This window comes from Anaeromassilibacillus sp. SJQ-5, assembly GCF_054108045.1.
In genome coordinates, this window is the sequence record NZ_JBPJWQ010000001.1 from 138082 (window position 1) to 151438 (window position 13357).

Here is a 13357-nt window from a genome sequence, read left to right on the forward strand (position 1 = left end):
TTCCGGCGGTCTGCGCGCTGCGACAGGATATCGACCAGTTCTGGAGGGACGAGGCGCGCGCCCATGAGGACAACTGCTTCTCCAAGAACGCGCCCCAGGTGGCGCTGGGCGTCTATAGGAGAGACGAATGCGTGTTCGCACAGCTGGGGGAGGAAGAGGACCCCTGGGGCCACACATCGCTGGAACGCCGTGCCGAACTTAATAAGAGGTACAAGGATAAGGTGGAAAAATTGTGGGCCGCCGGCCGCTGGGAGAGACCGTCTCCAAGGCTTCGGCCTTCCCCGACTGGCGGCAGATCGGGGAGGTGTTCGGCGGGACGTACGTCTTCGACGGGCACGCTGCTTGGCTGCGGGGTAGCGTGTCCACCCCGGAGGAACTGGAAAAGCTGCTGGATCGCATCGACCGGATGGCTCTGCGCTCGTTTGTCCTTAGGATTCCCGGTCAGTCGCCTGATTGCGGTGGATATGATGGAGGACGGCGAGATAGAAGAAAGATGAAACGGCGGAACTGGAATTCCGCGGCTTTGAAATCAGGCCCCTGCATATTCTTCCTTGAGGCCGGCGGCCAGGGCGGATGCACGTCCGCCTGGCCAGCTGCGGGAGGGGGAACAAACGCCGCGCCTGGATAAACGGCTAGATTTTGCAGCGGCTGTGGATTGGATTTTATATATTCCGTGGGAAAGCTAAAAAAGTTTACCAGTCTCCAAAAACCTCTTGACATTTGATAGAACACCCGCTATAATAATGTACGTCGCTTGAGAGGGCAACTAATTAAGCTGACCGCAAAAATGGCGATTAGGGTATTTGCGCTGATGCATTTCAGCTGGCCCCGTCCTCGGTATTACGTTTCTTGACCGTGTAAAAATTCTAAGGAACACGATATGCGGATATGGCGGAATTGGCAGACGCGTTAGATTCAGGTTCTAATGATCGCAAGGTCGTGGAGGTTCAAGTCCTCTTATCCGCACCATGTGAATAGAGGTCGAAATTTGGAACTCAAAAATGAGACATCCAAATTTCGGCCTCTTTTTCTGTGCTGTAAACTGAGCACTTAAGCTATTTTTTGAGGTCTGTTCTCTTTTGAAAAATGAGACACCAAAAAGTAAAAAATAGAGAATTACAAGGTGAAAATGAAAACGGCTCTATTCTGAACCCGGAATTCTCATTTTTAAGCAGGGTATTTTTTTGATTGGTGCTTCCACTTACCTGCATGCAGTGGTCAGCATCGTTTAACGTGAATGAGTAACCAGTATTAGGTTTATAATCACGAACCCATTAACGCTTTTCTTATTTTTTTGCAGTTGAATTAACCTGAGAGATATGTTCGTTTTACTGGTTACAAGTAAAGCGGCAAGTCAAACAAAGCCTGATTTATCAGGGTTTCAGGCATAAAACAAGACCCGCTTTTCGACAAAATTGTTCGAAAAACGGGTCTCATTCACCATAGTCTCGGATAGGACGGCATAAAAATCAATTACAAAAACATTATACCACAATATATGGCATATAGTCAACTCCAAATATCAGTCTAGTGTGTAGTTGGACGCCAGTAAAAGGATTTCACATATCACGTTTTGTAAGTACAATAAATTTCATTTTCAATATTCATTAGCACCTTCTTGATACTGCTTTCTAATTTGGTTCTCAATACCCGTTTCCTTTTATAAACAGCACCTATTGAAATATTCTGTTCTTTAGCTAATACTGAAATATCTTTGGGTTCCAGAAAAAAATCTTGAAACCATATTTTTTCTGCGTCCGATAATGTCTCGCTCACCAACTGGATTAACTCATCTTCAGAAAATTTATTTTTTACGCTCTCTTCTATGAAATCATATTCCACAACAGGTGTTTCCAGATAAAAAGTATCATCATTTAAACTAATAGAAGAATGGGTCGCTTTGATAATTTTCTTTTGAAATTTTATAGCCATATTCCTTGCAACTTTATAAAGCCATGCAGAAGTATTTTCAATTTTATTACCCTTCAACAAGGTGTTTAAATATATTTCAAATACCTCTTCACAACAATCTTCTATATATGCAGGATATTGCTCCAACTTATAAGCAATAAAATTTTTTATTCTCGGATAATATTGATTCCAAGTTTCTTGATACTGTATATAAAGCAGTTTATCCATTTTATATCACCAAAAATTATTCATAAATATCAAAAATATTGTTATACGAAGTATGAAAAATCTCTTTCAAAGCTTTTAACTCGTCTATCCAAAAATATTATATATCCCCATCTCCATCTGCGAGTAAATTTCTCGGGACGTTTTAAGCCCATCAGCTCCATCTTAATTATGGTTTCTTCTTGAGTTAAACCTGCTTCAATTCTTAAAGACCTCAGATTCTTGCCCAAGTCTTTACTATGACGTATTTTTTGAGTGATAATAACCATCCCCAGTTATTATCACTAGATTAGCAAATTATACGCCTATCATTGCCATGTATACCTAGCAAATTTTAGCAAATTTTAAATATTATGTCAAATATACTCATTTAAATATATATAATAAATAGAAATATAAAATATAAAGTCAAATTTAACGGATATTTAGTACATATATAATGAGAGAGTTGATCTGCAACGGCCGAGCATGGTCAACAAATTAAACTGAGAGGGAGGAGCATATCAGGAATAAGACTTCTTTCATTGCGACATCCCCGTCCCCTAAATGAATAACGAGACACAAGGAGTTGAGAAAATTTGTTAAAGCACCTTTATAAAAAGGCATTAGCCTACATACTTACCGTATGTGTATTGCTGCAAGTTTTCAGCGTTTTGGCAGCCATCCCCACAAAAGCGGATGAAGTTACTCCTCAAATTACTTTTTCCTATTTGAAGAATAGAGCATGGACAAATTTCACTAATAGTGTTCAGTCATCGATGGATGGTATTAAAATTCAGACCAGCTCCAGCAGCCCATACTATCTGCAATACAGAACCTTAAATCAGGGTCAGTCGGGATACTATTCTTATGTAAAAAGCAATATCAACGATTATGCGGGTTCCAATGGAAAGCCCATACAACAGCTACAAATTCAAGCGTATAAAAATGACGGCACCAAATTAACATCAGGTATAGTAGTTATGTACCGCGCCTATGTTGACGGTGCCTGGCTTCCGTGGGTGAGCAATGCCGCTCTGGCCAGTATGCAGAGTGTTCAGAGCAAATATGGCTTGGGAGGCTCCCTGGATGGCAGCGCTTCCTTTGCCGGCAAAACCGGGAAAAATATTAGCGGTATAGAAATTCGGGTATACGATGAGACTGGCTCCACCGAACCCACCGAAGAAGATCTTACGGTGGGGGAAGTATCGGCCTCCATGAGCTACATGGTCGATAATAAGTCCAATTGGATATCTTTTGATAAAAGCACCTACGCAGCAAAAATGGATGGCATAAAAATTCAAACCAGCACGCGCAAGCCCTACTACTTGAAATACAGAACCCATAATTCCAGCCAGGCGGATTTTTATTCGGAAGTATCGAGTACAGTAAACGATTACGCCGGTTCTGCAGGAAAACCAATACAAAAGCTAGGGATCCGTGTCTATAAGAACGACGGCACCAAGCTGACCTCTGGGGTTATTGTAATGTACCGCGCATTTGTGGATGGTGCTTGGATGCCTTGGGTAAGTAATGCGGATCCACAGTATATGCGCAGCGTACAAAGCAAGTACAATCTGGGTGGCAATCTGGATACGAGTGGTGCCTATACTGGCGTGAGCGGCAAGAATGTCAGCGGCATCGAAATCCGAATTTTCGAAGACGATGATATGGATTCGGAAATCGGCGGTTCAGGTAGCTTTGTTGGTAATGAGATCGCTCCGTCTTTGAGCTATATGATTGGCGATAAGACTAAATGGACAAGCTTCAGCAAAAGTGTTATGACCTCGATGGACGGTTTAAAAATTCAGACGGATTCGAGCAAGCCCTATTATATAAAATATCGGACTTGGAACGCTGGCCAGGGGAATTTTTATCCGACAGTAACCAGTATACAGAACGATTACGCTGGTTCCGCAGGAAAACAAATTCAAAAATTAGGCATCCAAGTCTACAGCACGAATGGTACAAAAATGACCTCTGGTGTGGTCGTTATGTATCGAGCCTATGTAGACGGTGCCTGGATGCCTTGGGTAAGCAATGCCGACCCAGAGTACATGCGCAGCGTACAAAGCCAGTATAACCTAGGCGGTACTCTGGATACGAGCGGCGCCTTTACTGGGAAAACGGGTAAGAATATCGCGGGCATAGAAATCCGGGTTTTTGAGGGAAATGTTGAATCGTCTCCCGGCGGTGATTTGTCCGGCGGAGAAGTTGCGCCCTCTTTGAGCTACATGATCGGTGATAAAACCAAATGGACAAGCTTCAACAAGAGCATTATGGCCTCGATGGATGGCCTGAAAATTCAGACGGGGACGAACAAATCGTACTATATAAAGTATCGAACCCACAACGCCGGCCAGTCGAACTTTTATCCGGAAGTAACCAGTATTGAAAACGACTACGCTGGCTCGGCTGGAAAGCCTATACAAAAGCTGGGTATTCGCGTATACTCGAACGCTGGTGTTAAACTAACAGCCGGCGTGGTCGTCATGTATCGAGCCTATGTGAACGGCGTCTGGATGCCTTGGGTAAGCAATGCCGATCCGGAATGGATGCAGCTTGTCCAAGTGAAGTACAATTTGGGCGGGACTCTCAACACAAGCGGATACTATACCGGCGTTGAGGGACAAAACATCAGCGGCATTGAAATTCGGGTATTTGAAGAAACCAGTTTGGACTATAACCAAACCCCAACTGGCGATTATAAAATCATTCAGGCACCGTTTATCTACCAGATGGATAAGTATCCTACTGGTTGCGAGAGTGTCGCCGCCGTTATGGCATTGCAGTATGCGGGCGTCAATATCTCGGTGGACACATTTATCGACAAATATCTAGATAGATCTAGTGGCATTCCTTTTGATCCCAATTCAACTTTTGGTGGCAATCCACGCTCTACCAGCGGATTTGGCTGCTATGCTCCAGTTATTAAAAAAGCTCTGGATAAAGTATTGGCAAGTACGAAATACAAAGCAACTCAGCTAAGTAATGTATCGCTAGAAGATTTGTGTTCGCAATACATCGATAACGATATCCCTGTCATCATGTGGGCAACACGAGGGATGGAGTCTCCTAAGAATGGTGCTTCTTGGATATATAACGGGAAAAAGATACAATGGATCCGTCCCGAGCACTGCCTGCTTTTGGTAGGATATGATGATTATAATTATATTTTTAATGATTCAATGAGAACACAGGCACAAGTATATTACAGCAAAGCATCGGTTGAGGCCGCTTACAGAGGGCTTTTTAGCCAAGCGATCGTGATAACGGCTGGGAATAAGCCGACAGATCCTTCCGCTCCAGATGACAAACCGGCACCCGTGATACCTTCGGAATCTCTGCCGGATCCCAAGCCGGAAAATAAAAAACCAATTGAACCAGGTATTGTCGCCGATCCGGTAGATCTAAGCACAGGCAGCCATATCATTGAAACCAGCTTGCTCTCCATACCGGGTGGCTTTGAATTTAGCATTGGCGCGCGGTACAATTCGTCCTGCCTGTCCGAAGGCCTCTTTGGTATCGGCTGGAATTATTCATACGAAAAATCTCTGGAAGTCAAATCTGATACCACTATCTGGGTATATGAAAGCCCATCGTCCTACAATGTATATGAAAAGACCAGCAATGCCAATGAGTTTGTTTGTACCTCGAAAAGCTGTAACACGTATATTCTCACCAAGCAGGCGGATGGTTCATACGTATTGAACCGGAATTATGATCAGCAGGAAACCTATAATTCCCAAGGCCAGCTAGTCCGGATCGAAAACAGGAACCAGGTCGCGGTAACAGTTGGCCATGCCGATACGACCATTACATTTACCGATACCGTAACCGGTAAACACATCTATTTGACCAAGGGAAGTAATGGGAAAATAGAAAAAATCTCGGACGATGCCGGTCGCGAAGTTGTGCTGGGTTATACCAACAATTTTATAACCTCTATCACCGATGTGAACGGCAATATTCTGTTTTATACGTATGATGAAAATGGGCGTATCAAAACGGGAACAGACCACAACAATGTTCGCTATTTTGAAGATACATATGATGACCAGGGTAGAATCATCTGCCAATATGACGGCGTAGTTGGAAGTCGTCCTACCCTGTTTTCCTATGGCCCCAATGGGCAAGTTACTGTTACGAATCGGGAAGGCGTCCAGAGCACACGGGTATTCAATGAAGATCATCAGCTGATTAGCCTGACTGATGAAAACGGGAACACCACCACCTATGCGTACGATGATCAGTTGAATTTGATTTCAGAGACGGACGCTCTGGGCAATACCATAACCACTACCTATAATTCCATGAATAAACCCTTAACGCAAACGGATAAACTTGGAAATGTTATCTCCTGGGCTTATGATTCCAAAGGAAACGTGATAAGCATTACTTTTCCAGGCGGCGCTGATGTCACATTTTCTTATAATAATAAAAATCTAATTGCGGAGCAAACCGACTTGCGTCGCGTAGTCACTACATATACATATGATGATAACGCTCAACTTATATGTAAGCTGGTTGGTGATCGCGAAAGCACATACACCTACGAAAACGGACTGCTGAAGACCGAAACCGATCCGTTAGGTAATACAATGACGTATACCTATAACGATATGGGGCAGCCGATCTCGGTGACGGATGCGTCCGGCGACAGCACAACGTATACCTATGACAACAAAGGAAATGTTCTCTCCATAACAGACGCATTGGGCCATACCGTTACCAACACCTATGATTCCAACGGGCAACAGGTAAGCACAACCGATGCGAATGGCAATACAACATGGTATACATATACCGGGAATATGAAGCTGGCTTCCGTTACCTATCCGAACGGCGGCACGATCACCTACGAGTACGATGGAGAAGATCGGCTCGTAAAGGTCACCGATCAGAACGGCAACAGCCAGAGCACGGCATACGACGCCGGCGGCAGAACCATATCCACGCAGGATTATCTGAAAGCCGAAACATCCTATGAGTACGATGCAGTCGGCCGTGTTGTCAAGCAGGTTAATCCGAATGGCGGCGTCATTCAGATGGCCTATGACGCTAACGGGAACATGATCTCTAAAACCGACCCGGCAGGTAACACCACCACATATGAATACGATGAAAAGTCCCAATTGGTCAAGGAGATCAGTGCTGTCGATGGGCAGACCGTCTATACTTATAACGACGCTGGAGATCGGCTGACCGTGACGGATGCCCTGGGGAATGTAACAGAATATCAATATGATGCGTTTGGAAACATGATCAGCGTCAAAGACCCCAGGGGTAACACGACGGTATACACCTACAACGCCAATAACCTGCTTCTGAGTGCTGAGGATGCGCTGGGGAATATCATTATCAATGAGTACGATGTCAGCAATCGTCTTGTCAGCTTTACGGATCAGAATGGCCATAAAACGATCTATACCTATGATGCGGCCGGCCGGGAGATTTCTCAGATTGATCCTAACGGCCACACCACTACGGTTTCTTACGATCCCAACGGCAATGTGCTGACCACTACCGACGCCAAGGGAAAAGTTCAGTCAACGATCGTTTACAACAGCAGCAATCAAGCTGTTTCCACCACGGATGCCGCCGGGAATACCACAACCAGCGAGTACGATTTGGCGGGCAGGCTGCTCTCAACGGCTGATGCACTGTCTAACCATCAGGAATTTACATACGATAGGAACGGCCGGCTGATCGAGTCTAAAAACCAGATGGGATCCAAAAGCGGCACGACATATGATCTGGAAGGAAATGTGCTGACCGTGTCCGGCCCGCTTGGTGCCAACGTTCAGTACACCTATGATGATTCCGGACGGCTCACGGCAGAAACCACACCTTCCAGCGGAACCAAAACCTATGGATACAATGCGCTCAACCTTTGTTCTGAGCTGATTAACGCTCGGGGCCAAGAAACCCAATTTACTTACGACGCATTGGGCCGGATCACTGGATACACCAACGCGGAAGGAACGGCTTCCTACACTTACGATGAAAACGGTAATGTACTCACAGCAACCGACGCGAATGGTACTATCACACGGGAATACGATGAGCTTAATCGGGTCGTCAAATATACCGATGTAAACGGCAATACTATCCAATATAGCTATGACGCGGCAGGAAATCTTTCTAAGATGACCTATCCGGACAATACATCGGTGACGTACAGCTATGATGCAGCCAACAATCTCGTGGAGGTCACAGACTGGGCCGGAAGGATAACGACTTATACCTATGACGAAAACAACAACGTCATTGGTGTGACGAAGCCGGATGGCAGCGTGACCACTACCGTATACGACGATGCGCACCGTGTACTCTCCACCGTTGAGAAAACGGCGAATGGGACGATCATCACCGGATATGAGTATGTCTATGATGAACTCGGCCGTGTGGTTCGCGAAACCTCTCTGGCAGATAACAAGCAGTACGACATGACCTATGATGCTCTTTCCCGCGTAACTGAACGCAAGGAAACCGATCTTTCGACAAACGAGACGACTACCGAAGCCTTTACCTACGACGAGGCGGGCAACATCACATCCTTTACCGTTAGCAATGAGAGCGGTTCCTGCGTCTATGACAGCAATAATCGGCTGGTTTCCTACAACGGCCATACCATCTCCTACGACGCGGACGGCAATATGATTTCCGGCTACATTGGCGGCGAAGATATTGCCCTAACCTACGATTCCAGCAACCGGCTGCTCAGTGCGGGCGGGAATACCTATACCTATGATGTGGAAAACAATCGCATCACAAACGCCAAAGGGACTACTCAAAAGACCTACACGTACAATACCAACGCCTCTCTCAGCCAACTGCTGGTGATCGAAGACGAAAACGGCGGCATCACCAAATTCGTTTACGGGTTGGGTCTGATCGGCCAGGAAGATGCCAACGGGTTTAAAACCTACCACTATGACTACCGCGGAAGCACAGTAGCCATTACCGACGAGTCGGGCAATGTGGTGGACACCTTCACTTACGATACCTATGGCCAGCTCATCGCCCGCACCGGAACTACTGATACCCCCTTCATGTACAATGGCCGCGACGGCGTTATGACGGATGCCAATGGTCTTCTGTATATGCGCGCCCGGTACTATAGTCCGGAGTTGAAAAGATTCATCAATGCGGATATAATAGTAGGGGATCTCAGCAATTCCCAGACGTTGAACCGTTATGCCTATGCCAACGGCAATCCAATAAGTAATATTGATCCGTTTGGACTATCTTCAGAGCGTTCCAATCCGTACGGTTCTGTAACTTATAAAGGGGATATTTATTCGGTATATTTGCCAAATGATTTTAGTACCATTAACGATAACGGATGGATTACTACTAACACGGAATCGGATAATTTAATTGAGTGGGATTGGTTGAAATTTTTAACTGGGATTGAACTGGGAAATGAAAAAGAAGATAGTCAAATAGTATATGCTGGAGACCAAGTAGTTTCCACCGGTCGTACCAATAATATACTTGCTCAGACCGGTTTAAGCGTGTTTCCCGGAGTAGTAAGTGCGTTAGACGGTAGTGTTACCAACTCACATATTCAATTCATATTTCAACAAAAAGGAGATAGCAAACGTGTTATTATAACCGTAGGTTATGCTGGCGCAGAAGACTTGTTTTTGAGATATGCAGATGACATACCTCATAGTGTTTTTTGGGCCCAGGCGGGTTCTCCGATAGGATATGCAGTTATAAGTTCAGCAATGGAAGAGAAGTATAAATCGCTGACCGGTAAAAATGATACACATTGGTATGAGATATGGGATGCACAAGTAACTACAGATAGACGGCATAGGGAAACTAGTGAAACAGGCTTTTTGTGGTTCAATTCAGAAGGAAAACTTATGGAAAAGCCGCTAGTGTTTCCTAATGACAAAGTACAAATAGGCGTGCTTTCCGGTTTTTTAGGCTTTGGTTTTACTCCTCGTGTTGATGTTGACATATCGCAATCTAAACCTGCGCCACAAACATATCAAGAGCTATTTAATAAAGCCCTTTCAAGATTCAATAGATAAGGTCTAAAGAGCCTATGGAGAAATACAGTAACGCACCCCCTACTAAGATTTAATAGGTAATAGGGGGCGCGTTACTGTACTCTACATGGTAGTATTTTTTTAAAATAGGAGATCGAACCATGTTGAGAACAAAAAGATATACTTTGAGCATCATAACTGTTTTATGCTTAAATATTTTGTATTTTCTCTGGCAGACGTATCCCAAACATTTTTTGCCATTGTCTAAGCCGCCTGTGCTTTTAGCAGATTTTATTACTAATGTAATATATTTTTGCATTTATATTTTCTGCCTTTTTTGTATTGCCAAACCAGTTAATACGCATCTTTCTCTAAAAAAATATATCGGTATAACCGGTCTGCTTTTGGCTGTGCAGCTTGGTTTCGATTTGATAAACATGATGGGACGCATATTTTCCTATTATGTCCTCATTCTTAATGATGTATGTTCCATCCTGTGTTTCATTATTTCATGGACAATTTTATGCAAACTCTTTCAGTTGAAAATCCAAGCCACTAAGAAAAAAAGTATTTTATTCATAACAGGCGGTCTAATGATACTTTTTGTGAGTCTTTCTATCGTAACGGTTTTTAATATTTTTACCATACATGAAATTCAAGTAGCGGTTGATAAATTTTCATCTTTAGAATCTATAAGCCAAATGATTCAAAACAGGGCGTTTATTGTACAGATACGCAGCCTGATATTAGAAATAATTGTATCCGTATGTATTATCATAATTAGTTTTGAGTTAACAAATCGTGTGGATGATAAGGATATATGTAAAGATTCATATAAAAGGGGCCAGCTTTTTCTACGTGTTGTTGCTATCATAATTGGAACTTTTTTTATCTTTGGTATAAAACTGCTTATCCTTCCCTTTTCCGCTATCAGAAAAACTACAAGCAGTTCACATCACAGTCAAAACATGATTCCGCAGGAAGAATTCGATCTGGATCTAGATGAAACGGTGATAGAACGAGCAACAGGATATTCGACAAACGAAACAGTATATGCCGTATCGAATATTGATATATACTATGCAAACGAGCGATTGTTATCATTTAAAATGGACTATGTGAGTCCTGTTGAGCCTGTTGATTTGCATTCCGGCAACGTGGTCATGCAGGAACCGTTTGTGCATTTACCAGTTGAAAGTGTAGATGCTCAAATGTATAGGAATTATGCCATTATGTTTGTAGAAGATAGTGTACCAAGGGCTTTGCTACTGAAGGATATCAATACATGCAAGGAAAGTGCTATGCTAACCAAAATTTGTGAGGCTATGATCGAAAAGAAAAATTGGAATTTTTTTGAATGTGCTTATCTATACTTGCTAAAAAATGATCCTGATTTTATTGAACCATATATTAAGAGATATTCCAAAGGTGAGTTTACAAACGATGAATTGAATTTAAATAAAGATATAAATGCTGCATATATTCAGAAGTTAGCACAATATGTAAACGTGCAATAATAAGCTTAAACTTTAGGCGTTTCAGAGAATCTCAGCGACGACTTTGGTATGGTAGAAAGGTGCCCAGTTATGAAAAAATGGTTTTTATTAGGAGGAATGAACAGAGGTCGAAATTTGGAACTCAAAAATGAGACATCTAAAATCCGGCCTTTTTTCCTATGCTGCAATCCCTATGTTTAAGCTGATTTTGAAGGTCTGTTGCTTTGGGCGAAAATGAGGCATCGAAAAGTAAAAATTGAAAAATAGTAGTGTAAAAACGAAAATAGACTCGTTCTGAACCTGGTAATCTCATTTTTAAGCAGGGTATCTTTTTTGTAACCCAAACCCATTTTTCGGAAAAGGCACTGTTAGACGCAGTGCCTTTTCTTTTTTATTCTACGACGGGTAAATTGCTCATCTATATAAAGAGCAGATAGATCGGTAGTGTCAAGAGTTATGCGCAAATTAGTTTGCAGTCAAAAACAGAAAGAAGTCAACCGGCAAAAGAGGCATCGTCACACGCCCCGTCTAAATGCTTCATGTTCATATACTTCTTGCTGCCCCACTGAGTGCCGGCCACATGACGCAGCCGGGCACAGACAAGCATGAGGGCAGAATTACCGTCTGGGAAAGCCCCCACCACGCGAGTGCGACGGCGGATCTCCCGGTTAAGACGTTCAATCACATTGTTGGTGCGGATGCGCGTCCAGTGCTCATAGGGGAAAGCAGTGTAAGCAAGTGTTTCCTCCAGCCCATCCTCTACCTTTTTCGCCGCCTCGGGCAGTTTCATTTCACGCAGAGCGGTCACTACGTCCCGCGCCTTCGCCTGGGCGGCGGCTCTGCTCTCTTGGGCATGGATTGCTTTGAGCATCTTGGCCACCAGCTTCCCCTTGGTGCGTGGGACGCAGGAAAACACGTTGCGGTAGAAGTGTACCACACACCGCTGGTATTTCGCGTCCGGGTACACCTCTCCCACAGCTTCCAGCATACCGAGGCATTTGTCTCCCACGATGAGCTGGACGCCCTCCAGACCCCGCCCTTTGAGCCACTGAAAGAAGCTGACCCAGCTAGCCTTGTCCTCTTTCATACCCTCGGCAGCGCCCAGCACCTCGCGGTAGCCGTCTTCGTTAACCGCAATGGCAACCAGTACGGCCACATTCTCATACTCTCCGCCCCAGTTGCGGCGCAGGTAGATGCCGTCTACATACACATACGGGTACTTACCGCCCTGTAAGGGGCGGTTGCGCCAGTCTTCAATGTGGACATAGGCTTTCTTGTTCAGTTCGCTGATGGTAGAGGGGGACACCTTGCTGCCCCACAGTGCCTCGGTGATGTCCTCCACGCGGCGCACAGATACTCCAGCCAGATACATTTCAATCAGCGCTTCCTCCACGCTGCTCTCCCGGCGGCGATACCGCTCGATGATGGCGGTTTCAAAGGTTGCTCCCTTTAAACGAGGGACGTTCAAGGTCACGTCGCCGGAGCTGGTGGTCAAGTTACGCTGGTAGTGACCGCTGCGGTAGGCCTGCCGCTCCTCGCTGCGCTCGTAGCGCGCCGCCTGGGTCAGTTTCTGCGCCTCCGCCTCCAACAGGCCGTTGAGGGTCTCCTCCACGCTCCCACGCACCAGTTCCCTGATTTCACCCTTGATTACTTCCTCATTTAGTTGTACAATTTTCTCGGACATAGTTTATTGTCTCCTTTCAGAATGGTGTGTCGTGACTTCATTCTACCAAAGACTGC

At 44.6% G+C, this 13357-nt stretch carries 5 protein-coding genes and 1 tRNA gene; 4 read left to right on the top strand and 2 right to left on the bottom strand.

What is annotated here, in order from left to right; all coding sequences use genetic code 11:
• Positions 1 to 232: 232 nt before the first annotated feature.
• Entirely contained in the window at positions 233 to 628 is a 396-nt protein-coding gene (locus tag ACSAMM_RS00655) for a hypothetical protein (protein WP_457789044.1), read from the top strand.
• A 254-nt stretch (positions 629 to 882) separates the two neighbouring features.
• Positions 883 to 969 (top strand) — tRNA-Leu (locus ACSAMM_RS00660).
• Between the two features lie 597 nt (positions 970 to 1566).
• On the opposite strand, the gene ACSAMM_RS00665 is transcribed toward ACSAMM_RS00660, so the two are convergent.
• Entirely contained in the window at positions 1567 to 2139 is a 573-nt protein-coding gene (locus ACSAMM_RS00665; protein ID WP_457789046.1) for an RNA polymerase sigma factor, read from the bottom strand.
• Positions 2140 to 2714: 575 nt separating this feature from the next.
• Here ACSAMM_RS00665 and ACSAMM_RS00670 point away from each other — a divergent pair.
• Both ACSAMM_RS00670 and ACSAMM_RS00675 read left to right on the top strand, forming a co-directional pair.
• Entirely contained in the window at positions 2715 to 10163 is a 7449-nt protein-coding gene (locus ACSAMM_RS00670; RefSeq protein ID WP_457789048.1) for a C39 family peptidase, read from the top strand.
• A 119-nt stretch (positions 10164 to 10282) separates the two neighbouring features.
• Complete coding sequence (locus ACSAMM_RS00675) at positions 10283 to 11638, top strand: hypothetical protein (protein WP_178725837.1); 1356 nt, start codon at positions 10283 to 10285, stop codon at positions 11636 to 11638.
• 472 nt (positions 11639 to 12110) lie between these two features.
• On the opposite strand, the gene ACSAMM_RS00680 is transcribed toward ACSAMM_RS00675, so the two are convergent.
• The gene (locus ACSAMM_RS00680) at positions 12111 to 13301 is read right to left on the bottom strand and encodes an IS256 family transposase (protein ID WP_457789050.1); all 1191 of its coding nucleotides are present in this window, start codon (positions 13299 to 13301) and stop codon (positions 12111 to 12113) included.
• Positions 13302 to 13357 lie beyond the last annotated feature (56 nt).